Source organism: Streptomyces pacificus, assembly GCF_011766325.1.
Taxonomy (GTDB): domain Bacteria; phylum Actinomycetota; class Actinomycetes; order Streptomycetales; family Streptomycetaceae; genus Streptomyces; species Streptomyces pacificus.
On the sequence record NZ_BLLG01000001.1, the window covers coordinates 272099 to 295508 of the forward strand.

At 72.7% G+C, this 23410-nt stretch carries 20 protein-coding genes; 11 read left to right on the forward strand and 9 right to left on the reverse strand.

The window, feature by feature from the left end:
* Positions 1-194: 194 nt before the first annotated feature.
* The 3 genes from SCWH03_RS01155 (at position 195) to SCWH03_RS01165 (ending at position 5010) form a co-directional block, all read left to right on the forward strand.
* Positions 195-2060 carry a YfjP family GTPase gene (locus tag SCWH03_RS01155; protein ID WP_254076485.1) on the forward strand — a complete coding sequence of 622 codons (1866 nt, stop codon included), beginning with the start codon at positions 195-197 and terminating at the stop codon, positions 2058-2060.
* A 505-nt stretch (positions 2061-2565) separates the two neighbouring features.
* Positions 2566-3396 carry a single-stranded DNA-binding protein gene (locus SCWH03_RS29740; protein ID WP_308788854.1) on the forward strand — a complete coding sequence of 277 codons (831 nt, stop codon included), beginning with the start codon at positions 2566-2568 and terminating at the stop codon, positions 3394-3396.
* A gap of 213 nt (positions 3397-3609) precedes the next feature.
* On the forward strand, positions 3610-5010 hold the full coding sequence (locus SCWH03_RS01165) for a Cys-Gln thioester bond-forming surface protein (RefSeq protein WP_173260660.1): 1401 nt from the start codon (positions 3610-3612) through the stop codon (positions 5008-5010).
* Positions 5011-5247: 237 nt separating this feature from the next.
* On the opposite strand, the gene SCWH03_RS01170 is transcribed toward SCWH03_RS01165, so the two are convergent.
* Positions 5248-5412: a hypothetical protein gene (locus SCWH03_RS01170; RefSeq protein ID WP_173260662.1), complete on the reverse strand. Its 165-nt coding sequence runs from the start codon at positions 5410-5412 to the stop codon at positions 5248-5250.
* 335 nt (positions 5413-5747) lie between these two features.
* Between SCWH03_RS01170 and SCWH03_RS01175 the strand changes: the two genes are divergently transcribed.
* The 4 genes from SCWH03_RS01175 (at position 5748) to SCWH03_RS01190 (ending at position 9335) form a co-directional block, all read left to right on the forward strand.
* Positions 5748-6275 carry a DinB family protein gene (locus SCWH03_RS01175; protein ID WP_173260664.1) on the forward strand — a complete coding sequence of 176 codons (528 nt, stop codon included), beginning with the start codon at positions 5748-5750 and terminating at the stop codon, positions 6273-6275.
* Between the two features lie 280 nt (positions 6276-6555).
* Positions 6556-8220, forward strand: a complete 1665-nt coding sequence (gene ettA / locus SCWH03_RS01180) for an energy-dependent translational throttle protein EttA (protein ID WP_173260666.1) — start codon at positions 6556-6558, stop codon at positions 8218-8220.
* 12 nt (positions 8221-8232) lie between these two features.
* Complete coding sequence (locus SCWH03_RS01185; RefSeq protein WP_123187778.1) at positions 8233-8670, forward strand: acyl-CoA thioesterase; 438 nt, start codon at positions 8233-8235, stop codon at positions 8668-8670.
* Positions 8667-9335, forward strand: coding sequence for a DUF8010 domain-containing protein (locus SCWH03_RS01190; RefSeq protein WP_173260668.1), 669 nt, complete (start codon positions 8667-8669; stop codon positions 9333-9335). Before SCWH03_RS01185 ends, SCWH03_RS01190 begins: the two co-directional genes overlap by 4 nt.
* 484 nt (positions 9336-9819) lie before the next feature.
* On the opposite strand, the gene SCWH03_RS01195 is transcribed toward SCWH03_RS01190, so the two are convergent.
* A complete protein-coding gene (locus SCWH03_RS01195; RefSeq protein WP_173260670.1) occupies positions 9820-10224 on the reverse strand; it encodes a globin in 405 nt (134 codons plus the stop codon).
* A gap of 182 nt (positions 10225-10406) precedes the next feature.
* On the opposite strand from SCWH03_RS01195, the gene SCWH03_RS01200 reads away from it, so the two are divergent.
* The 3 genes from SCWH03_RS01200 to SCWH03_RS01210 are packed head-to-tail and all read left to right on the forward strand — an operon-like array spanning position 10407 to position 11056.
* The gene (locus tag SCWH03_RS01200; RefSeq protein WP_173260672.1) at positions 10407-10604 is read left to right on the forward strand and encodes a hypothetical protein; all 198 of its coding nucleotides are present in this window, start codon (positions 10407-10409) and stop codon (positions 10602-10604) included.
* A 9-nt stretch (positions 10605-10613) separates the two neighbouring features.
* On the forward strand, positions 10614-10883 hold the full coding sequence (locus SCWH03_RS01205; protein WP_173260674.1) for a hypothetical protein: 270 nt from the start codon (positions 10614-10616) through the stop codon (positions 10881-10883).
* Positions 10883-11056 (forward strand): hypothetical protein, encoded by a 174-nt coding sequence (locus tag SCWH03_RS01210; RefSeq protein WP_173260676.1) that lies wholly within the window; start codon positions 10883-10885, stop codon positions 11054-11056. Before SCWH03_RS01205 ends, SCWH03_RS01210 begins: the two co-directional genes overlap by 1 nt.
* Before the next feature lie 108 nt (positions 11057-11164).
* Here SCWH03_RS01210 and SCWH03_RS01215 read toward each other — a convergent pair whose 3' ends face one another.
* Positions 11165-12703, reverse strand: coding sequence for a fused MFS/spermidine synthase (locus SCWH03_RS01215; RefSeq protein WP_173260678.1), 1539 nt, complete (start codon positions 12701-12703; stop codon positions 11165-11167).
* 207 nt (positions 12704-12910) lie between these two features.
* Between SCWH03_RS01215 and SCWH03_RS01220 the strand changes: the two genes are divergently transcribed.
* Entirely contained in the window at positions 12911-13252 is a 342-nt protein-coding gene (locus SCWH03_RS01220) for an NsdA family TPR-like regulatory protein (protein ID WP_254076487.1), read from the forward strand.
* Here SCWH03_RS01220 and SCWH03_RS01225 read toward each other — a convergent pair.
* From SCWH03_RS01225 to SCWH03_RS01250, 6 genes are all read right to left on the reverse strand, one after another.
* Entirely contained in the window at positions 13154-14008 is an 855-nt protein-coding gene (locus SCWH03_RS01225) for an NUDIX domain-containing protein (RefSeq protein WP_254076488.1), read from the reverse strand. The two genes, SCWH03_RS01220 and SCWH03_RS01225, sit on opposite strands and share 99 nt — an antisense overlap.
* A gap of 352 nt (positions 14009-14360) precedes the next feature.
* Positions 14361-15584: an FHA domain-containing protein gene (locus tag SCWH03_RS01230; protein ID WP_173260680.1), complete on the reverse strand. Its 1224-nt coding sequence runs from the start codon at positions 15582-15584 to the stop codon at positions 14361-14363.
* A gap of 102 nt (positions 15585-15686) precedes the next feature.
* A complete protein-coding gene (locus SCWH03_RS01235) occupies positions 15687-17045 on the reverse strand; it encodes a vWA domain-containing protein (protein ID WP_173260682.1) in 1359 nt (452 codons plus the stop codon).
* A gap of 151 nt (positions 17046-17196) precedes the next feature.
* Positions 17197-18798 carry a PP2C family protein-serine/threonine phosphatase gene (locus tag SCWH03_RS01240; RefSeq protein ID WP_173260684.1) on the reverse strand — a complete coding sequence of 534 codons (1602 nt, stop codon included), beginning with the start codon at positions 18796-18798 and terminating at the stop codon, positions 17197-17199.
* An 85-nt stretch (positions 18799-18883) separates the two neighbouring features.
* Positions 18884-21904 carry a serine/threonine-protein kinase gene (locus SCWH03_RS01245; RefSeq protein ID WP_173260686.1) on the reverse strand — a complete coding sequence of 1007 codons (3021 nt, stop codon included), beginning with the start codon at positions 21902-21904 and terminating at the stop codon, positions 18884-18886.
* Positions 21905-22016: 112 nt separating this feature from the next.
* Positions 22017-23303 carry a coiled-coil domain-containing protein gene (locus tag SCWH03_RS01250; RefSeq protein ID WP_173261374.1) on the reverse strand — a complete coding sequence of 429 codons (1287 nt, stop codon included), beginning with the start codon at positions 23301-23303 and terminating at the stop codon, positions 22017-22019.
* Positions 23304-23410: the final 107 nt, after the last annotated feature.

Genomic DNA, 23410 nt, shown 5'->3' on the forward strand with positions numbered 1-23410 from the left:
GCCGTCCCGATGGCGGGCATGCCGAATCCGGGAGCGGTGAGCGGGCGCGGGCCACAGGGGAGGAAGGCCCTGAAGACCGCGAAGACCGCGAAGACTATGGAAGCCGTGAAAACCGTGAAGACTGCGCAAGCCCGGAAGGCCCGGAAGGCCGGGAAGGCTGGGAAGGCCGGGAAGGGGCGGACGGGGCGGACAGCGTGACGGATCCGCAGTCGCGGACCGCGGGGAAGAACGCCACCACGGGGAGGAAGGCCGGCGACGGGGGCGGCGACGGCGACGGCCACGGCAAGCAGAGCGGAGAGAAGCGCGGCGGTCCCGGGTGCGGTCATGTCGGGGACGGCGATCGCGAGGGCCGTTCCGGGGAGGGCGACGAGGGCCGGTGGGACGACGGACTCATCGCACGCCGTGCCGTCGAACCGTCGGAGCTCGCCGGGGACGACGACGGCTCTCCGCCCGGGGACGAGCGGCACGCGTCCGTCGGCGGCCCCTACACAGCCCCGCTGCGCGGCAGACTGGACGCGCTCCGCGAACTCGTCGGGCTCTCCCGCACCCGGCTTGAGGACAGGGCCCTGGCCGAGGCGGGCCGGGTGCTCGACGAGGCGGCAGCCCGGCAGCAGCTGTCGGCGCGGCACACCGTCGTCGCCATCGCGGGCGCCACCGGGAGCGGCAAGTCGACGCTCTTCAACGCCCTGGCCGGAGTGCCGATTTCGGAAACCGGGCTGCGCCGTCCGACCACATCGGCCCCGATCTCCCTGAGCTGGTCCGAAGGGGCCGCCGGGCTGCTCGACCGGCTCGCCATCCCGCCACGGCTGCGCCGCAGGCCCCTCGCGGGCGGGAGCGGTGACGAGGCGCTCCAGGGCCTGGTCCTGGTGGATCTGCCCGACCACGACTCCGCGATGAAGGTGCACCGCGAACAGGTGGACCGGGTCCTGAAGCTCGTCGACGCGGTCATCTGGGTCGTCGACCCCGAGAAGTACGCGGACGCGGCACTCCACGAGCGCTATCTGCGCCCCCTCGCGGGGCACGCCGAGATCACCTTCGTCGTCCTCAACCAGATCGACCGGCTGCCGGGCGACGCCGCCGACCAGGTGCTCGACGACCTGCGCAGGCTGCTCGACGAGGACGGGATGGCGGTCGGCGAGCACGGCGAGCCCGGCGCCACCGTCCTCGCGCTGTCGGCCCTCACCGGGGAGGGGGTCGGCGAGCTGCGCGAACTGCTCGGACGGCTCGTCCAGGAGAAGACCGCCGCCGCCCGCCGGGTCTCCGCCGACATCGACGCGGCAGCGGACCGGCTGAAGCCGATGTACGTGGCCAATGGGCGTCCCGGGCTCAGCGAGCGCGCCCGGGACGACTTCACGGCCCGGCTGGCGAACGCCGTCGGCGCCACCGCCGTCGGCGAGGAGGCCGAACGGCGGTGGCGCAGGAACGCCGGGCGGGCCTGCGGGACCCCCTGGCTGCGGTTGTGGCGCTGGTACGGGCGCGTGCGCATGCCCGGCGGAAGTCTCCCGCAGCCCGAGCAGCCGGCGGAGGAGGAGCTCACGGCCCGTCAGCGGGTCGAGCAGGCGGTACGGACGGTGGCCGACGACGCGGCCCACGGACTGCCTGCTCCCTGGGCGCAGGCGGTGCGCGAGGCGGCGGTGCGCGGCGCGGACGGCCTTCCCGCGGAGCTCGACGACCTGGCGGCCGAGCTGGGCACGCCCAGCGGCCGTCTGCCCCGGCCGGCGTGGTGGCCGGCCGCTGTGCTGGTGCAGGCGGGCATGACCCTGCTCCAGATCTTCGGCGGGCTGTGGCTGGTAGGGCAGATCATCGGGGTTCTCGAACCGGGGCTCCTCCCGCCGGTACTGGTGATGCTTGCCGGGATCATCGGCGGGCCGCTGGTGGAGTGGGCGTGCGCGGCGGCCGCCAGGGGGCCGGCGCGACGCTACGGACAGGACGCGGAGCGGCGCCTGCGGGATGCTGCGGCGGCGTGCGGCCGGGCGAAGGTACTGGACCCGGTCGCGGCGGAGCTGTTGCGCTACCGGGAGGTGCGGGAACAGTACGGGGCGGTGTCCTTCAGGCGCTGAGCCGCGAAGCGGAGGCCTGAAACCCGGGCGTGGAACCGGCGCGTGGAACCGGCCGGTTCCGCCCGCCGGCGTCGGCGCTGGCGCCAACGCTGGCGCCAACGCCGTTACTGGTACTGGTACTGGTACCGGTGCGGGGGTGCCTGTTGTGTGGATCGGCGGCTCTGCCGGTGGCGAGGCGGCGCACCGGAGGGCCGGGAAGGGCCGGGAAGGGCCGGGAAGATTCTGGCAGGTCCCGGAGCGTCGAGAGTTGCGTCCGAAGGGCCGTCGCGGTGGTCGGCCGGGCAGCCCGTGAAGGTCCCTTTCGGGCCGGTGGGGAGAGGGGCCGGGACGTGCTGAGCGCACCCCGTCACCCGTGAGTGCGGCGCAGTTTTCCACAGTCCTGCCCTTGTCCACAGGCGGCAGCCGGAATTCGCCCGGCGGCCCAGTATGGACACGTCGGCGCGACGGCGCGCGGACACACACCCGATACGGGATATGAGACAGGGGGAACGTCATGACCGACGTGATGGTGACGCTGACGGGGAATGTCGCGACGGCTGTGGAGTACCGCGATTCGGCGACCGGGGGCAGGGCGCGCTTCCGCTTCGCCGTCCCCTCCCGGAGGTGGGACCGTCAGCGGGACGGCTGGACCGACGGGCCCACCAGCTTCTACACGGTGTGGGCCTGGCGGGCGCTGGGCGCGAACCTCGCGGCTTCGGTCGCGGTGGGTGAACCGCTCGTTGTGCACGGCCGCCTGAGGGTCCGCGAGGAGGAGTGGGAAGGCAAGCCCAGGACGTCGGTCGACATCGATGCGGTGGCGGCCGGGCACGACCTGGCGCGCGGGACGTCGGCGTTCCGTCGTGTGACGCGAACGGAGGCGAGGCTGACGGGTCGGCAGGCCGCGGCCACCTCCCCGGCGTCCCCGCCACCCTCCGTGACCGCTGCGGTCCCACCCGCCCCGGCTGCCGTGGACCTGCCCGCACGGACGCCCCCGCCTCCGACACCGCCTCCGACATCGACCCCGCCTCCGACACCTCCGGCGGCACCCGCGCCGCCGACGGTTTCCGCCGAAGTCCCGGCTCTCTCCGCTCCTTCGGCGCCTGCGCTCACTGCGGTCTCTGCGGTTACTGCGGTTACTGCGCAAACCGCCGGAGTCGATCCGTTCCGGCCCGGTCGATCGGACTCGGCCGGACCCGCCCCGGACCGGTCGCGTGCCGCCTCGGGGCGGACGCAGGGGCGCGGGCGACCTGCCGGTACCGCCGGCCGGGAGTCCGTTCCGGCTCCAAGACACAAGATGTCCCTGATTGGGGCGGATGTCCGCATCACGGAGCCTGGCGGTGTTCGATGCCTGCCCTGAACCACGGCCATGGGGACTTGTCGACAGTTGGCGGGGTGTGCCGACGGTGATAACGATTCCGATTCGGAATGGTTGTCTGACGGTATGACGGGGGAACGGGACGCGCCGGATCCTTAGGATTCCTCAATACTCACGGGGCACTTGAGTCTGCCGGCGAGGCACGTCCCCCACACACCCCACGCCAAAGGGCCTCGCCCGAAGGGGAATTCTGTGTTGACTGCGCTCTCTGTACGTCGGCGGGGCGCCGCCCGGCTCGCCGTGACGGCCGTGGTGTCCGGCTTGTTCGCGGCCGGTGCCATAGCCTCCGCGGGGTCCGCGGCCGCCGAGGACATCCCTCAGCACCAGGGCGGTGCGACCGCGACACTGGACGGCCTGACCACCTTCGACCGCGCCGTCCTGCACGACGGCGGACAGCGGCACGAACTGCCCGCTGGTCTGTTCGAGATGACCGTCGACGGCGGCGGCAGACTCAAGACGTACTGCGTCGACATGCACAACCCCACGCAGCCGCAGGCCAGATACCTGGAGACGCCCTGGGAGCAGACCTCGCTCGGCCGCAACAGCGATGCGGGGAAGATCCAGTGGATCCTGCAGCACTCGTATCCACAGGTCGACGACCTGGTGGCGCTTGCCGAGCGGGCCGGTACCGGTCCGCTCACCGAGCGGACCGCGGCGGCCGGCACCCAGGTCGCGATCTGGCGGTACTCGGACGATGCCGGGGTCGAGGCGCTCGATCCCGCGGCAGAGCAACTGGCCGACTGGCTCGAGAGCAAGGCCGAACGCATCGACGAGCCCCGCGCCTCGCTGAGCCTCGAACCGAACGCGGTCTCGGGGAAGGCGGGCGGGCGGCTCGGGCCGATAACGGTCCGTACCGACGCGGACAGTGTGACGGTGACACCGCCCGTGGACTCCGCGGCCAGTGGCGTCATCGTGACCGACCAGGCGGGCAGTCCCCTCACCACCGCGGTCGACGGCAGCAGGCTGTACTTCGACGTTCCGGACGGGGCCATCGACGGCAGCGCGGCCCTGAGCCTGCAGGCCAGCACCAGTGTGCCGGTGGGGCGGGCCTTCTCCGGGGCGACCAAGAGCCAGACGCAGATCCTGGCAGGCTCCAGCCGCTCCACGGTCTCCGCGACGGCCACCGCCACCTGGGCCGGCAAGGGCCCCATACCCGCACTCACCGCGAAGAAGAACTGCGCCGCCGGCGGCATCGACATCACGGCCACCAACAGGGGCGACGAGCAGTTCACCTTCGGGCTGCAGGGTGTCGAGCACGCCATAGCGCCCGGTGAGTCCCGCACCGTGACCGTCCCCGTGCCCGAGGACCAGGCCTACGACTTCACGGTCTCCGGGCAGGACGGCTTCTCGAAGCACTTCAAGGGCGTGCTGGACTGCAAGACCACCGGCAGTGCCGGTCCGCTCCCGGACCAGCCGGCGCCTCAGCCCAGCGCCTTCTCGGCCGGAAGCACGGGCATCGACGACAACCTCGCGGCGACCGGCGCCTCCCCTGCCACCCCGGTCATCGTGGGCACGGCCATCGCACTCGTGGTCGTCGGCGGCGCCGCGGTGCTGTTCGTGCACACGAGGAAGGCACCCTCGAAGGAGGACGACTGAACGGGCCCGCCGGGGCGCGCCCGACGCGCGCCCTGACGCCGCTCCGCAGGGACGGGTGGACTCGACCCGGAAAACGGACGCGCAGTCGGGTCGCCCGGGGGAATCTCACCCCGGGCTCCCACGGAACCGCATGTGACGGTCTCCCGCCATACGGCTCTCGTCGTTCCGGGCCTCGCCCCTGCCGGGGTCGCCCAGGTCCGGTGGGCGAAGCACTTCGGGCGCACGGTGTGGCCCAACTCAGGCACCGGAAACCGGCCCCGACGGTTGCCGTCCCTGCCGTACACCGTCCCTGCCGTACGTGATCCCGGTCTTGTCCGGATGCAGTTCCAGACCGACCCCGGCCATCCTGGACCGCAGTGCGGCCAGGACCCGTTCCGCTTCCGCCGGGGTGCTGGAGTGCACCACCGCATCGTCGGCGTCACGCTCGAGCGTGCAGCCCGGGTGGTACTCCCGGGCCGTCCACGCGTCGAACGCAGCAGGCAGAAGCAGGTTCGCCGAGATGCCTGAGGCAGTGCGACAGCGAGGCGCGGCGCCGCCGGGCATCGCCGCGGTGCCGTCGCCTCTGCCTCGGTCCCTCCCGCGCGTGCGCCCCAGCCCGCCCGAACGCCTCCGGGGACCGGCCCGGTCCACCGCGGGTGTGTCACTGCCGCCGACCCGTGGTGGAAGACGAGCGAGACGCATGTTCGTCGTGAGCGAAGACGACCGTGGTCCATGGCCGCCGCTGCCAGGGTGTGCTCATGAAGACAACACCGGATGGACGGCCGATCCCGCCCGCGCATGCCGACGAGCGCGCCATGCTGGAAGCGTGGCTGGACTTTCACCGCGCGACTCTGGCCCTGAAGTGTTCGGGCCTCAAAGACGATCAATTACGGCTGGCTGCGGCGTCACCGTCGTCGATGACGCTGCTCGGTCTCGTTCAGCACATGGCCGAGGTGGAGCGCAACTGGTTCCAGCGCGTGTTCGCAGGTCTGACCGTGTCGCCTGTCTTCGGGGAGGGCAATCCCGACGGCTTCGTCCTTCAGCCGGAACGAGGACTCGACGTGGTGACGGCTGCATGGCAGGCGGAGGTCGCCCGGGGGCGTCAGCTGATCGCTGACGCGTCGCTGGACGACTCCGGCCACCTGTCCGAGCAGGAAGCGGGTCACATCGGCGATCGACGAGTGTCCCTGCGCTGGATCATGGTGCACATGATCGAGGAGTACGCACGCCACAACGGTCATGCCGACCTCATCCGGGAGCAGGTCGACGGAGTGACCGGCGTGTGAGACGGGCCGGCGCTGCCGGAAGGGCTGCGCCGGCACAGGTGTTCCTCTCGGCCGGTGGAGCCCGCCCGGAGATCGCCATGGGCCTCGAACCGGAACGCGGAGCATGTGACCATCCACACCACTACCCGGGCCACGACCGCGGCCGGTGACGGATCGGCTACCGAAGGGATCCGTGAAGCGGCAGGTCGCGGAGCCCGCGCCATACGGGTTTCGTTCCCGGGGTGGCGGTACGGCAAGATGGGGTGTATCTGCCCACTCACTGATTGCCGGACGGTTTCTCTTGGCTGAGTACATCTACACCATGCGCAAGACGCGCAAGGCGCACGGCGACAAGGTGATCCTTGACGACGTCACGCTGAGCTTCCTGCCCGGTGCGAAGATCGGTGTAGTAGGCCCGAACGGCGCCGGCAAGTCGACCGTGCTGAAGATCATGGCCGGTCTTGAGCAGCCCTCCAACGGTGACGCCTTCCTCTCGCCCGGCTACAGCGTCGGCATCCTGCTGCAGGAGCCCCCGCTCGACGAGAGCAAGACGGTTCTGGAGAACGTCCAGGACGGCGTCGCCGAGGTCAAGGGCAAGCTCGACCGGTTCAACGAGATCGCCGAGCTGATGGCCACCGACTACTCCGACGCGCTGATGGAGGAGATGGGCAAGCTCCAGGAGGACCTGGACCACGCAGGCGCCTGGGATCTCGACGCGCAACTGGAGCAGGCCATGGACGCGCTGGGCTGCCCGCCCGGCGACTGGCCGGTCGTCAACCTCTCCGGTGGGGAGAAGCGCCGCGTCGCGCTCTGCAAGCTGCTGCTGGAGGCCCCGGACCTGCTGCTGCTCGACGAGCCCACCAACCACCTGGACGCCGAGTCCGTCCAGTGGCTTGAGCAGCACCTCGCGAAGTACGCCGGCACCGTCGTCGCCATCACCCACGACCGGTATTTCCTGGACAACGTCGCCCAGTGGATCCTCGAGCTGGACCGCGGCCGGGCGCACCCCTACGAGGGCAACTACTCCACGTACCTGGAGAACAAGGCCGCGCGTCTGAAGGTCGAGGGCCAGAAGGACGCCAAGCGCCAGAAGCGCCTGAAGGAAGAGCTGGAGTGGGTCCGCTCCAACGCCAAGGGCCGCCAGGCCAAGTCCAAGGCGCGGCTCGCCCGTTACGAGGAGATGGCCGCCGAGGCGGAGAAGACCCGGAAGCTGGACTTCGAGGAGATCCAGATCCCGCCGGGCCCCCGCCTGGGCAGCGTGGTCGTCGAAGTCGAGAACCTGAGCAAGGCCTTCGGCGAGAAGGTCCTCATCGACGACCTGAGCTTCACCCTGCCGCGCAACGGCATCGTCGGCGTCATCGGCCCCAACGGCGCGGGCAAGACCACGCTGTTCAAGATGCTCCAGGGCCTGGAGAAGCCCGATGCGGGAGAGATCAAGGTCGGCGACACCGTCAAGATCAGCTACGTCGACCAGAGCCGCGAGAACATCGACCCCAAGAAGACGCTGTGGGCCGTCGTCTCGGACGAGCTGGACTACATCAACGTCGGCCAGGTCGAGATGCCGTCCCGCGCGTATGTGTCGGCGTTCGGCTTCAAGGGGCCGGACCAGCAGAAGCCCGCCGGTGTGCTCTCCGGCGGTGAGCGCAACCGCCTCAACCTCGCGCTCACCCTGAAGCAGGGCGGCAACCTGCTGCTCCTCGACGAGCCGACCAACGACCTGGACGTGGAGACGCTCTCCTCCCTGGAGAACGCCCTGCTGGATTTCCCGGGCTGCGCCGTGGTCGTCTCGCACGACCGCTGGTTCCTCGACCGGGTCGCCACGCACATCCTGGCCTACGAGGGCGACTCCAAGTGGTTCTGGTTCGAGGGCAACTTCGAGTCGTACGAGAAGAACAAGATCGAGCGGCTCGGCCCGGACGCGGCCCGTCCGCACCGCGCCACCTACAAGAAGCTCACCCGGGGCTGAGGCAGGCAGCACGTGGCTCGCCATATCTACAGCTGTCCCCTGCGCTGGTCGGACATGGACGCCTTCGGGCACGTCAACAACGTGGTCTTCCTCCGCTATCTGGAGGAAGCCCGCATCGACTTCATGTTCCGGCTGGCGCCGGGGAACGGTTCGCCGTCGTTCTCCGGCGGGTCCGTCGTGGCCCGTCATGAGATCGACTATGTGCGTCCGCTGGTGCACCGCCACGAGCCGGTGACCGTCGAGTCCTGGGTGACGAAGATCGGCGCGGCGTCGCTCACGATCGCCTACGAGATCAAGGACCCGGGACAGGTGTACGTACGGGCGTCGACCGTCGTCGTCCCGTACGACCTGTCGGCCGGGCGCCCGCGCCGCATCACCGCCGAGGAGAAGTCCTTCCTCCGGGAGTACCTGGACGAGGAGCGGGGCGTGAAGGACGCGCTCGCGGCATGACCGCGCCGGTGCAGACCCTTCGGCTGGCCGATGCCCGGGAGGCGGCGGACCTCGCCGCCTTCCTCGGCCGGCTGATCCACTACGACCGGGCGGCCGCGGTGCGGCTGCAGGCCGGCGGGGGCGCGCTCGCCGTGTTCGGCCGACCGCCGTCGTTCGAGGTCCTCGCGATCCGGACGGCGCGGCTGGCGGAACCGGTCGGGCTGGACGTCACGGTGTCCGCGGGCGAACTTCTGGAGTCGGTCGGGGGTTCGCGGCTCTCCGTGCCGACCGCCGTCACCGGCCCCCCGTGGACGGGTGTGCTGCCTCCTCGGGGAGGCTGGCGGGAGATGCCGGGACTCCCCGCCCCCGACCGGCTGCGGGGAGCGGTGGCAGCCGCGGTCGCCGAGTTCCGCGCACGGGACGAGGCGCTGCCCGCCGGGCACCGCTCCCGCGCCGAACGCGACCGGATCGGCCGCGAGATCTGGTCCAGGCCCCTCGGCGACACGGGGCTGCCGCTCCGGGCGGTGCACGCCGCGCAGGCGCTGGGCTTCCTCCGGCCCGCCCCGCACGATGCCCCCGCTCCCGCGCTGCTGGCCGCGGGCGGCTGGCTCCGGCTGCGGACGCCGTTCGGATCGGTCGCGGTGCGCGGGGCCGGGCTTGGCACGCTGGAGGTCACCCTGGTCTGATCCGGGGACGCCCGGCTCGGGCCGCGGCACTTCCCGTTCGGTGTGCCGGGGTTCGCCCCGGTCTGCTCCGGGAAGTCCCGCTCCGGTCGGCGCTTCCGCTCCGACCTCGACCCGTCCGGACCCCGCCCGGAGGCTGCTGGGTCCGGACCCGGACCCGGGCATGAGCTGCCGCCGGATCGGTTCCGGCGGGCCTGGCCGGCGCCGGGCCCGCTTCCGCTTGCGGCAGCGCCGCTCTGTTGTGCCGCCGCGGTGCGTGTTCCGGTCGGCCGGGAGCGGACAGGAGCAGACGGGAGCGGACGGGAGCAGACGGGAGCGGAGGGGGGCAGACGGGAGCGGACAGGAGCAGGCGCGGGAGGCGGCCCCGGCTGATCCGGGCGTGGGCCCGGGGCGACATGATCGCGACGGGCCGGGTGAGGCGCTCGGGGACTGCTGCGGGTGGTGCCGGGACGCCGACGGGAGATGTCGGGCACGGGCCCGGGGAGGGTCAGCCCGCGGTGTTCACCATCGACGCGGCGGCGTAGGTGAGGTAGTCCCAGAGCTGCCGCTCGTGCTCCTCAGCGAGGCCGAGTTCGTCGACGGCGGTCCGCATGTGCCGGAGCCAGGCGTCGTGCGCGGCCCTGTCGACGGTGAACGGAGCGTGGCGCATACGGAGGCGGGGGTGGCCGCGGTGGTCGCTGTAGGTGCGCGGCCCGCCCCAGTACTGCATCAGGAAGAGCCTGAGGCGTTCCTCGGCCGGTCCCAGGTCCTCCTCCGGGTACATCGGCCGCAGCAGGGGGTCCCCGGCGACGCCCTGGTAGAACCGCCGGACCAGGCGGCGGAAGGTCTCCTCGCCGCCGACCTGCTCGTAGAAGGTCTGCTCCTGAAGTGTGCCCCGCCGAATCTCGTTCACCACTCCATGCTCTCAGACGGACCGGCGGAGGACCCGGGCCCTAGGACCTCCGGCCGGAAGCCGCCCTCCGGTCGCACACCGCGCCCCGGTTGCGGACGCGCCCCGGCCAGGAGATGGCGGCCTCGGGCCGCGGGCGCACGCGCGGGTACTCGTCCCCGGTGCCGGCCCTGCCGTCTTCGTGCATGCGGGTCAGACGGCTGACCCGCAGCACGACGCTGAGCATGGCGGTGGGGCAGTACAACGACCTGCGCGCCGCGCTCGCCGAGGAGGAAGATGCCCGCGCCGAGCGCAACCGAGCCCGGCACCCGGTCGACCTCCGGTGGGAGGCGCTGGCCGATCCGAACAGCAAGGGCAGCTGGCTGCACGGCCACCACGCCTAAGTGGTCGCCGTGGACAACGCGCACCGTGCGATCGACGCGTGGAAGTCCCCCGCCGAGACCTTGATGCGCCAGGCGTCCCTGCGCCGGGGAGAGGACGCCGACCTGATGGCCGACGCCTACGAGCAGTACATCCTCCCCGTCGGCCACCCCCCGGTGACCAAGCCCGACATCGACGCCGAGGCGGAGGCCGCCCGACTGCACGAGGAACTGGACGCCGAGCACGCCCGCCGCAAGACCCACGCCGCCGAGACCCTCGTCCTGACCGCCGGGGAGATTTGATGAAGACCGCACTCGACGTGCTGTACGTGCTGATCTGCCTGGGTGTCCTCTTCACCGGGATCGCCGTCATGCTGCACTTGCGTGGCGAGCACGAGCACCCCGCCGACTGCCGCCCCTGCCGCCCTCTCAACAAGCTCTCCCGCTGGGCTCCAAAAGGGCGCAGCACCACGTGAGTATCCACCCCGATTGATCCGCATCAGCGAAGGCCCGCAGCCGTTGGAGTCGGCTGCGGGCATTCGCCATGACTGTACGGCGTGGCACCAACCTCATGAGACGGCACATCAGGACTGGAGAAGCTGGTCGACGGGTGCGTAGTCGTCAGTAAGTAGTGTGGCGTCGCCGATCCAGGAGGCGAGATCGTTGCCTGTGGCGATTCTCCAGCCGGTTTGCCGGGCGTCCAACGCATCCTGGGCAGCGCGCAGGTCGATCGGCTGGGTGGAGGCGATCACCACCAGGTTGCCGCCCCGGGCGGTGCCGCTCGGGGTGGTGCCGCTCGGGGCGGTGCCGATGTCGGAGGGCTTGCCGATGAGGGCGACGTGCTCGAAGGTCGCGCGAAGGGTGGCTGCTTCGGCACGTGCAAAGGCCAGGTCGCCGTGGTCGATGAGGTTGGCGACGTACAGCCCGTCCTCGTCGAGCACGCGCCGCACGTCGGCCATCGCCTCCAGAGTGGTGAGGTGCCACGGCACGCTGACACCCCCGAAGGCATCGCCAACGACAAGGTCACGGCTGCCTGCGTCTAGCCGTCGCAGACCGAGTCGGCCGTCCTCGACGCGTACGGTGACACCGGGGGCCGACCTCAGCCCGAGTCGGTCGCGGTCGACGCGTGCAACTCCGCCGTCGATCTCGGAGACCGCACTGCGCGTCCCCGGCCGGGTGGCCGCGAGGTACCGGGGGATCGTCAGCCCGCCACCGCCGAGGTGATGGGCGGAGAGGGGGGCACCTTCAGGAAAGGCGGTGTCGACCACTGACACGATGGCGCGCACATACGTGAACTCCAGGTGCGTCGGATCGTCGAGGTCGACGTAGGAGTGCCGCAGGCCGTCGAGGACGAGGACGCGGCCGCCACTCCGGTCGGGGTCCGCCACGACCCGTACGCAGTGGTACCGGGTCTCCGTGTCGCAGCCCCCGGGCGCAACCGTAGCGGCAAGGCTGCCGACGACGAGCGCGAGGGTCAGGGCCGTGGTGCCGCGCCACGTGCGTGTTCGCCACCCGATCAGCACCGAACCGACGACCAGCAGCGTTCCCAGGCCGATCAGAATGCCGCTGACCGGCCAGCGGGACATGAGCACGAACCCGGTGAGGACCGTGCCGACGATGGCGCCGACAGTCCCGACGCCGGACAGGCGGCCGACCACGCTCCCGGTCTCAGCAAGGTTGGTGAGACGCAGCTTGGTCACGATCGGCGTCACCGCGGAGAGCAGGGCGCCCGGCACCAGGATGGTCAGCGACGCAAGCAGCAAGAGCATTGGCGGCGCCCACTCCGCAGTGGCGCGCAGCACAGCGGGAGTGAGCGCCACGACCACCCCCGATACCCCCAGCGACGGACCTATGAGCCAGCGTGGATCGACCCGGTCGGCGATGAGACCACCCAGCCAGGAACCGAGGGCGATCGCAGTAAGGGCGATGCCGATCACCATCGTGCTGGTTTCGAGAGTGAGGCCGAGGTACGGAGCCAGCAGTCGCAAAGCGGCGATCTCGACCACCAGGACCGCAGCCGAGCAGCCGAAGACAAGTACCGCGGCCACACGCGGACCCAGACCGTAGGCGCGAGGCGTGCCCTTGGCGGCAGGCGAGGAGGACGATCTGGTCACGGGTGACATCCTTGTGTGCGTCGGCGTACAGGCGCACTGACCGTATCCACCGCTCATGATCACCCGGAAATGTCTGATCGGTGCACTTGACCCCGTGGACCCAGGGGCCTTAGAGGTCGTTTTCTCCCGTTGTTTCATCCCGTAATGCGGACTTCATCGCGTGATGTCGGGTCGCGCCAGGAGAGCCCCACGTGAAGGGGGCCTCCGGCCGCGTCGGTGTACTCGCGCACCGCCAAGGTCCACGAGACGCTGGGCGACCACCGGGCCGCCGCCGAGCACTACGCGCTGGCCGCCACGGCCCGCCCCGCCGATACGTACGCGCGAATCGTCGCCCTGGACCTGGTCGCGGGTGCCGAGATGCACCTCAAGCGCGGCAGCATCGAGCAGGCGTGCGCCACCTGGCATCAGGCCATCGACCACATGGACGGCGTCCGCTCCGTCCGGACCCGTAAGGCCGTCTCACGGATGCGCGGCGACCTCGCGCGCTTCCGGGCCCGCGGCCTTCGATGCGTGGCAGAACTCGACGAACGCGGACGCAGTTTCCTCGACGACACCTGAGCGATGCGCCGGACCTCGATGCGCCGCGGCGTAGCGACGGACGATCGGCTCCAGGTAGTCCGCGTGCGGACCGCTCAGGCCGGCCAGCTCGCCCGGTGATCGCACCAGCGCAATGCCGTCGAGTTCGGGTTCACGCCCGCGGGCTCGCTCGGCGTCCACAGCGGCGGCGAAGCGTGCACGCACCGCCGCCTCGGGAAGGACCGGGGCAAGGTAGGTCAGACCGATACTGCCGTTCTCGCCGCGCGTGACCACCCACAGCCTCAACGCCTCGGGGGCCGCGTCAATCCCCAACTCCTCGACCAGCTCCCGCGCGGCCTGGCCGGCCAGGGCCGGCTCGTTCAGCTCTGCGCCCTCCCGCGGCGGTTCCACGGAACCTCCCGGCAGCTGCCACCGGCCCGGGGCAGCCGTAGAAGACGACATCCTCGCCGCCAGCACCCGGCCGTCATCGGTCGGCTGGACGACGTTCACGAACAACGAGGGCAGCGCCGTGGCGCCGGGAACGCGCCGCAGTGCGTAGTGCCGGTAGGTCACCCGCACCCAGGAGAGCCGCACCATGCGCGGGCCCGTCCACTCCAGCCCCCCACAGGCCACCACAGGCCCGTCGAAGAGGGTCGGGTTGGTCTGGACCGCCTTGTTCCACACGCTGTCTCTCGCCGATTCATCCGCAGGTGACAGTGGCGGTTCCACGGCCTCCGTGAGCTGGAGCCGTTCAACGTCGAAGAGGTCAATACCCACGGGGGGCAGCGTCTCGGTCACCGGGTCATCGTAGAACCCTGACGGCCTCTCCCCCGGTCCGAGCCAGCGGAAGGGCCCTCGCGCCGGGCGGCCGATGCGAGGGCCCTTGCATTCCACCGCGCTCACGGCGGCACCGCACCGCACCGCGCTGCACGGCACGGGCCGGCGGGGCACGGCACGGGGCCTTCGGCCGGGCCCGCCGCCGAGGCGATCCGGGCGCGAGGCGCTCGCGCTCCGGCGGCGCGTAGGCCGTCCGGAGCCGGGCGCCTTGTGGCCACCGTGAGCGAGGGGCGGCCGCCGGGCGTGGCCGGACGGTCCCGAGGGGCCGGACGCCCGGCCCCTCGGAGTGCCCGGCGATGCCGGGTGACCGGGCTCAGACCCGGAGGACGGTGATCGTCGTCCAGGCGCCCACGTGCACCCGGTCGCCGTTTCGCAGGGGGACGGGGACGTACGGCTGGATCGGGTCCTCCGAGCCGTTCACCGTGGTGCCGTTCGTGGAGTTCTGGTCGACGACGGCCCACGACCCGTCCGGCTGCTGGACCAGTACCGCGTGCTTGTGCGACACGCCCGGGTCCTCCGGCGGCACCGAGAGGTCTATGTCGGGCGACTCGCCGGTGGAGTGCCGGCGGCGGCCGATGGTGATCTGGTCGCCGGACAGCGCGAGCCGCTGCTCCGGAGAGTACGCGGGCAGGCTCAGTCCGGCCGCCTCGGGGCCGCTGCGCTGCATCATCGCCATGAAGTACGCGCGGTCGGGGGCGATGACCGCCGTCCACCCGGCGGGCTCGTACGGGTTCTGCGGTGGCGGGGGCGCCTGCTGATGTCGCCCGCCGGGCTGCTGCGGGGTGTGCGGGGTGTGCGGGGTGTGCGGGGGAGGGGAGAGCATCCAGTCGTCCTCACCGGTGCTCAGCGGTTGCTGCGGAGGGGCCTGGACGGCCTCCGGGAAGCCGGTAGTCGCCGCCGCCGGCGGAACGGACGGGAACCCGTGCCGTGGCGGGGTCGCCGGCCCGTCGAACTCGGGTGGGCCGGAGGGGCGCTGCCGTCCGGGCGACTCGGAGACGTCCTCGGAGCCGGATGTCCCCGGCCGCGGGAACGGCGGCGGGGGAGGAGGCGGCGGAGGGGGCCCCTCGTACGGCGGCCGGGCCGTAGGGGGGTGCTCGCCGAGCGGCTCGGCGGGCCGGTTCACCTGCGAGGGACGCGAGCCCTGGTACGCGAAGGGGTCCTGCGGCGGCCGCGGCTGCTGCTGTGCCTGGAAGCCGGGCGGCAGGTTCAGCCCGGACGGCGGACCGCCGGGGCCGGGCCGGTCGGGCGGGGTCACGGGGGTGTACGACGTCGCCGTGTGCGTGAGGAAGTTCCAGCGGCACTCCTCGCAGAACGGGGCCATCGGCTCGCGGGGCGTGCGGCACTGCGGGCACAGCTCCGCCTGGGCTGTCGCGTTCGGGTCTCCGGGGCCCGGGTATCCGTAGCCCGGTGCGGGCGGCGGTGAAGGGGCCGGCGGCGGAACGGCGCCGGCCGGAGCCCCCGCCCCGGCCGTGCGTTGGCCGCAGACCTCGCACCAGTCGTCGGAACCCGACCGGTGTCCGTTCGGGCAGGTCGGCATGTCGGCGCTTCCCCCTCTCCTCCGTCCGGCGGTCGAGCCGGACTCCCTCGTGCGCGCTTTCGTTCGGGAGCCGTTGTCGACGACCCCTGATCGCTGCGTGCTCTACTTCCTTACGCGAACTGTCTTCGTGGAGCGCGTTTCGAGTGTCATCTCGTCCGCTTCCGCGACCCTTGCCTTCAGCCGCACAGTACCCGTCGCCGCGTCGACGACATCCACCACCTTCGCCAGCAGCTTCGCGGTGTCCTGGTTGCCGGAGGCCGCCGCCAGTTGCACGGCGCGGCCCAGTCTCGCCGTCGCGCCGTCGACATCACCGGACTTCCGGGCATCCAGGCCCTGCCGGATGGCCTCTGCCAGTTCGGCCTGGCCCGTGTAGTGGGCGACCTGGGGGTTGATGGCGGTCGAAGCCGCCATGTCGTCGGTCCACACCGCCCGGACCAGCCCCTGAGCGAGGGTGCGCGGGGTGCCGCCGGCCCGATCCGGGATGATCAGCGAGGCCCGGGCCGCCAGCATCTCCCTGCCGACAGCCGCCTCGGGCACCCGCACGCACACGTGGTAGTCGCGGGACTCGTCGCCCCAGGAGCCGGTCGGATAGTCGCCGAGGCGGGCCCCCGCCTCCGTGCGTCTGCCGGTCAGATCCTCGACCGTCGGCGCCACCTGCTTGACGAACGCGATCTCCGCACCGACCGGGCTCCAGAGCCGCAGGGTGACGTCCGCGACCTCCTTGCCCATCGCGTTCTCCATCATCCGTGCGAAGTCGGCGGCGAGCCCGGACGGATCCGCGACGATGTCGGCCGTGCCGAGCAGCGCGGAGGCGACCGCGGTGACCTCCTCGACCTCCCAGTCCGTTCCCACGCCGCGCGCGTCACAGGTGAAGCGCCCCGCACAGGCATCCAGGGCGGCACGCAAGTCCTCGGGCGTCTCGTGCTCGTTGCGGCCGTCGGTGAGCAGGATGCCGTGCCGGATCGACACGTCGGCACCCCCCAGCAGCCGGTCCGCCAGCCGCAGCCAGGTGCCGATCGCGGTGCCGCCACCGGCCCTCAGCCGGCGCAGCGCCTCCTTGGCGCAGGCCCGGGTCGTCGCGTCGGCCTTCGCCAGCCGGCCGCCGCCCGGGTACACCTCCGCGGCCAGGTGCGTTCCCGAGACCACGGCGAACGCGGTGCCGTCGCGCAGGGTGTCGACGGCCGCGGCCGTGGCGTCGCGCGCGTTGCGCATCTTCGTGGGCGGATAGTCCATGGACCCCGAGCAGTCGACCATCACGACCACGGCGGCTCCCGTCGGGCGTCCCGGCGGGGAGGCGGCCGAAGCGGAAGCTCCGATGGAGGGAGCACCGGACGTGGTGCCGCCGCCGCTGGAGGTGACCGTCACGATCGCGTTCACTTCGCGTCCGCCTTCGGGCAGGAACTCGTTCTGGTACACCTCGATGGAGAACCGCGGCGCGTTCGCCTGGGGGAAATCGGCCATCCGAACTGGCTCCTCGATGCTCAGCTGGGCAGACAGACGCGGTGTGGGGGTGCCGAACGGACGCGGGGGTGAGAGGGGACGAGGGGACGAGGGGACGAGGGGACGAGGGGACGAAGGGACGAAGGGACAGGGTGCTTGACCGTGCTCGGGCTCAGGCCGATCCTGCCCCCCGCCGCCGCATCGCGAACGGGAGCACGGCCACTGTTACGTTGTCGTGGCCCCCGCCGTCGAGCGCATGGCCGACCAGCACCCGTGCCCCGTGCAGGGGGCGGCTCGCCGCATCGGGCGGCAGGACCCGCGCCATCTCCCGAGGCGCCTCCGCGTAGTTCCACAGGCCGTCCGTGCAGACCACCACCACACCGGGCCGGTCCGGCTTGAACGCGGCCGTGTGGGGTTCCAGCTCGCACGCGTCCGCGCCGAGCCAGCCGGTGATCGCGTGCGCGCGCTCGTCCGCGTACGCCTCGGCCTCGCTCATCAGGCCGGCGGAGACCATCTGGGCAGCCCAGGAGTCGTCCTCGGTGAGCCGGGCGGGCGGGCCGCTCCGGTCGTCCGGGATCCAGTACGCCCGGCTGTCGCCGACCCAGCCCACCACCAGCAGCTCACCGGCGGCGACGGCGCCCGCCAGCGTGCAAGCGGGAGGGTTGCGGTGGCGGTGCGGGCCGTGCTCCATCGCCGTGCCCGGCCCGGCCGCGAGGGAGTCGACCGCGGAGGCGGCGGCGAGGATCGCCTCGTGCATGGCCTGCTGCGGATGCGTGCCCCGAGGCAGCGACTCCAGCAGGTACTCGCCGGCGGAGCCGGCCGCGGCCAGGGACGCCTCGTCGGGCCGGGTGGCCGAGGACACGCCGTCGCAGACGATCGCGATCACGGCCGGTGAGCCGTCGGGCAGCGTCGTGGACGACACCGCGAACGAGTCCTCGTTGCGGTGGTGCCGCAGTCCCCGGTCGCTGACCGCGGCCACGCCGGACAGTTCCCGCTCCATGTGGTCGCGCTCGCGCGGCTGGGCGTGCCCGCAGTGCCCGCAGTAGCCGTCGGGATCCACCCGGTCGGCGCGGCACGCGACGCAGGGCTGCGTGGGGAGTGGGGGCGCGGCAGGGCCCGTGCCCGGGTGGCCGGCGGCGTATCCACCGGGGTGTCCTCCGGAGCCCCGGCCGTCGTCCCCTGCGGAGCCTCCTCCGGGGTGCCCGCCGACGCGGGGTCCGGGCGCGGCCGGCTGGAAGCCGCCGGACCCTGGACCCGGTGCCGGGGCGGACCTCGGGCTCCATCCCGGTTCCGGTCCCGGTCCCGGAGCCGGGGCGGAGGCGGTGCCGGGGCCCGGAGCGCGCCCTGGTCCGCAGGCCGGGGCAGGACCGGGTACGCCGGGCACGGGTCCGCCCGGAGCGGCCGGTCCGAACCGCGCTTCAGAGCCGGCCTGCCGGACCGGCGAAAACGCCGCGGCGGAGACCGGCAGCGCGTCCGGGCGGTCGGGGCGGAGCGGAGCAATGGGCAGCTCACGGCCGCCCGAGTCGGTACCGGGAAGCTCTCCGGGCCGCTGTGGCGTCGCCGGCACTCCGGAGCCCCCGGCTTCGGAGACCAGGGGTGCCTCGGGCCAGTCCACCCGGGTTCCCGAGGCGACGGCGGGGCGCTCCCGGGGCGGCCGGGGCACGGCGGAGAGGTCGTACCCGCACGCTCCGCAGAACAGATCGCCGGATTCGAACGGTTCCTCGCAACCGGGGCACTTCGAGCAGGCCGCCTGCTGGGGAATCTGCGGCGTCATTCGCTTCCACCTCGCCTTGATGTACCGGGCGCGCCCAGGTCCTTCCGCCGGACGTCCGGGGTCGTGTCCCCCCGACGGCGCGGCATCACACCCACGTCCGCGGGCGGTAGCGGTTGGCCCGCTCCACCAGTTCGATGCGCTCCTCGCCGTCCGGCGCGAGCCGGGCAAGCACCCTGAAGGAGCGTTCGAGGCCGAACCGCAGCCCGCGTTCGTCGAGTTCGCTGCCGAGCAGGACGGTTGTCGCCGGCCGGTTGCCGACACCGCCGGAGAGTACCCAGTCCAGGGCCGTACCCAGAACCTCCGTGGACAGCCGCTCGCGCCGCACCGGGTCGAGTCCCAGCCCTTCCAGCGCCGTGACCTGGTCGGCTGCGGCCGAGAGGTCGTCGATGAGCGGATCCTCCGCGGCGCGTCGGCTCAGCCGCGCCCGCACCGCTGCGACCCGGGCGGCCGTGTAGTGGATCGACGACTCGGGGACGGAGTCGAGCGTGCGGACGGCCGCGGCCCGGTCGCCGGCCGCGAGCTGCACCCGGGCCAGCCCGAACGCGGCGCTCACGAAGCCGGGATCCGTGGTCCACACCAGGCGGTAGTACTCCGCGGCGTTGTCCGACTGGCCCAGCGCCTCGGCGCACAGGGCGAGCGCCAGCTTGGGCGCGGCTTCGCCCGGGAAGGCGTCGTAGACCGCGTCGAAGGACAGCGCGGCGGTCTCGTCGTCGCCGGAGGCGAGCGAGGCGACGCCGCGGTACCAGACGACCCGCCAGTCCTCGGGGTGCCCGGCCTCGAGATCGGCCAGGGAGGCTGCCGCGGCGGTGAGTTCGCCCGCCTCCAGCCGTGCCCGCAGTTCGCGCAGCCGCAGTTCCAGGGAGTCCGTGGGCGCGCCGCCCAGTACGGCGATCAGCTCGGCGGGCGCGGAGGCCGGCAGCCCCGCGAGGAATCCCGCGTTGGGGTCGCCCGGGTCGACGCGGGGGACGGGCAGTGCCAGAGCGGTCGCCAGGACGTCCAGGTCCGTGAGGCGTGGCTGATCGTCCGGCGCCTCGTCCCCGTGCCGTGCCGCAGACGCGGCCGGTGGCGCGGCCGGTGGCGGGACGCCCGTCGGGCCGGGGCGGTACGGATACGGGCCGCCGGGAGCCGGATCGGGACCTCGGGTCCCCGCTCCTCCCGCTCCTCCCGCTCCAGCGGTGTGCGGTGCGGCGGTACCCGGTCCGGCCGTGTGCGGCAGGTTCCCCTGCCCCTGCCCCTGCCCCTGCTCCTGCGCGGGCCCCTGCAACGGCCCGGGCACCCGTAGCGGCCCCTGCGCGGGCCCCTGACGGGCGGCTGCTGCCGGCCGTGCGGGTGCAGGACCCCCGGAGGGCGCCTGCGTCTGCCGGGCGCGGATCGCCGCGGGCATGCGGCTGCCCCGCCGCGGTGGCCGCACGGCGCCCAAAGCCGACACCTCGCCGTGGACTTCGGCGAACAGTTCCGTGTCCGCGACGCGCAGCTCCGGACCGAACAGGGCCGACAGCGACGGGTGCGGCCGGCCCGTCTGCAGCGCGACGACCTCCCTGAGGACGCCCGTCAGCTGGTCCGCCATCTCCTGCGCGGAGGCGAACCGGCGCGCCGGTTCGGGGTCGGTCGCGCGGACCAGGAGCCGGTAGAACGACTCGTACGTCCGGAACACCCCGATGTTGTCCGGGTCGGGGAGGCAGTCGCCGAACACGTTGGTGAAGCCCTGGAAGTCGAACGTCAGCACGGCCAGGGTGCGGGCCACCGTGTAGAGGTCCGACGCGATCGACGGGCCGGCCTCGGCCACCTCCGGCGCCTGGTACCCGATGGTGCCGTAGATCGCCGACTCCTCGTCGTCCATCCGCCGCACGGCGCCCATGTCGATGAGCTTGAGCTGGTCCTCGGTCTGGATGGCGTTGTCGACCTTGAAGTCGCAGTACAGGAGGTTCCGGCTGTGCAGATGCCCGAGCGCCTCCAGTGCCTCGATGCCGTAGGCGCACGCCTGCTCGACCGGCAGCGGGTCGCGTCTGCCGTCGGGGCCGCGCCGCTCGTCGGCGATCTCCTTGAGGGACTTGCCCCCCACGTACTCCATGACGATGTAGCCGTCCATGGACCCGGTCCGCTGGTCCAGGTGCTCGACGAAGTTGTAGATGCGGACGATGTTGGAGTGCTCGATCTCCGCGAGGAACCGGCGCTCGGAGATGGCCGCGGCCATGGCGTCCTGGTCACCCGTGTCCAGCAGGCCCTTGAGGACGACCCAGCGGTCGGACACCGCCCGGTCCACGGCGAGGTAGATCCAGCCGAGGCCGCCGTGGGCCAGACAGCCCATCACCTCGTACTGCCCGTGGACGATGTCCCCCTCGCGCAGTTTGGGGACGAACGAGTACGGGTGTCCGCACTCGGTGCAGAAACCCTCCGTACGGCCCGGGCGGCCGCCGCGCGCACGTCCCACCGGGGACCCGCAGTCGCCGCGGCTGCAGAATCGCTTCCGCTCGGGAACCTCCGGTTTCGCCATCACCGCCGAACGCGGGTCGGGGCGCGGGACGTCCGGGACCTCGACCAGCCCGGCGCCCAGACGGTGCCGGCCCGAGGACGATGCCGAGGAGCCCGAACTGCGGACCGACACCGAGCGGTCCGGGCTGCGGCCGGACAGCGAACGGGACAGCCGCCCCGAGACCGATCGCCGTGATGTGGAGGAGCGTGCCGACCGTGCCGACCGTGCCGGCCGGGACAAGTGGGGCGAGCGGTGCGAGTGGGAGCCCGGTACCGAGCCGCTGCTCCCGCTCCGGCCGTCCCCCGAGGGACCGCTGGTGGGTGAGGACGGCGCTCCCCGCCTCGCGACGACCGGGGCGAGTCCGCAGGTGCCGCAGTAGAGTTCGCCGCCGCCGACGTCCTCGTAGGCCCCGTCGCAGCCCGGGCGCTGGCAGGCTCGTGCCGGTGCCGGTGCCGGTGCCGCTGCGGCTGCGGGCGCGTGGGAGCCGGGGTCCGTGGCCTTCCCGGCCGCGGGGGCGGCACTCCGCCCGGTTTCGGGGGCGAGTCCGCAGGTGCCGCAGTAGAGTTCGCCGCCGCCGACGTCCTCGTAGGCCCCGTCGCAGCCCGGGCGGCCGCACGCCGTCAGGTCGCTCACGATTCCCCCTGCCCGCCCCTCTGCCCGTCCCTCTGCCCGTCCCCCTGCCCGTCGGGCCCGGTCGCCGAGACCGCGGCAGACGACCGCCTCGCGCTGCCGGCCCGTCCGCGGATCACGACTCACCCCGGTGGCCGCCGCCGTCCGCGGATCCCGGCTGCCGCGGTACCAGGACCTCCGCCGCGGCCCGCTGGTAGCGCAGCACCGCCTGCTCCGCGGCGCGCAGATCGCACGGCGCGCTCCACAGCATCCGGCGTGCCACGTCGTACCGTTCGACCAGCAGCGGGTCCTCGGCCATGCCGTGCCGGGCCACCTTCGCCTTGTACGCGTCGAGCCGGCCGCGCAGCTCGGCCCGTACCGCCAGCGGCGCCGTCACGGCCGTCAACGACTCGCGGGCACGGAGCAACTCGTCCTCGGCCTCCCGCTCCAGTGACTCCAGCAGCGGGGACAGCCGGTGCCACTGGGCGTGCCTGCGGTACCCGGCCGCGGTGACCAGCCGCTCCTGCAGCACGGTCGGCGGGCCGCTGACCGCGGGGACCTCGGACGCGGCGATCTTCGCCAGTACCTCGCCCCGCGCGGCGCGTGCCTCGGCGAGCGTGCGGTCTGCGCGGGAAAGCACGTCCCGCAAACGCAGGAGCCGAGTCTCCGAGTCCTGCCGCACCGCGAGGACGGCCTCGATCTCGCGGCGGACCTCCTCCAGCGAACGCGCCGCCCGGTCGTAGCGTCCCGTGTCGGGACGGCCGCCGCCGGGTGCCGAACTCGCCGTCGCCGGCGACCAGAACGCCAGCGGGTCCGACACGACCTGCGCTCTCAGCGCGGACAGTTCCCGAGTGATCGATTCCAGCTCGTCCCCGGCCGGGTGCTCGCCGGGCCGCACACCGACCGAGTGGGCCAGCGAACGGGTCCGCTGCAACTCCGCCGCCAGCAGATCGATACGCGCGGGCAGCGCCGACCACACCGTGTCGGCGGCCACCACCACGTCCAGTGAGCGGGCGTACAGCGTGTTCATCCGGTTGACGAGGCCCTCCAGGGTGAACCGTTCAGAGAGCTTGGCCGGGGCGCCCACGGAAGGCGCGGCATGGGCGGCGGCACTCGCGACGGTGACGCTGGGGCCGCGCAGCCGGTCCGTCAGCGCCACCAGGTCGTCACGGCTCGGCCAGCGCCGCCGGGCCCGCAGCTCGCGCGCCGAGCGCAGCGCCCCCGCGTAGGCGTCGAAGCAGCCCCACAGCAGCGCGATCGCCTGCTCGGTGGAGGCCCAGCGGTCCCTGGTGACACCGGTCAGCTCCGCTCCCTCCAGGAGCCTTCGGCCCGCGTGGTCCTGCAGGGCGAGGAGCGAGGTCTCGATCGCCTCGTGCTCCTCCCCGAGCCGCGCCAGCGCACGGTCCACCTCGTCCCGGTCCATTACCGGCCCGGGGAGTCCCGCGACGCTCATCGATCACCTCTCCGCTTCTTGTACCCGCCACCGCTGCCCGGCGTCCACGCCGGTGTGGCCTTCCCGCCGGACCGCCC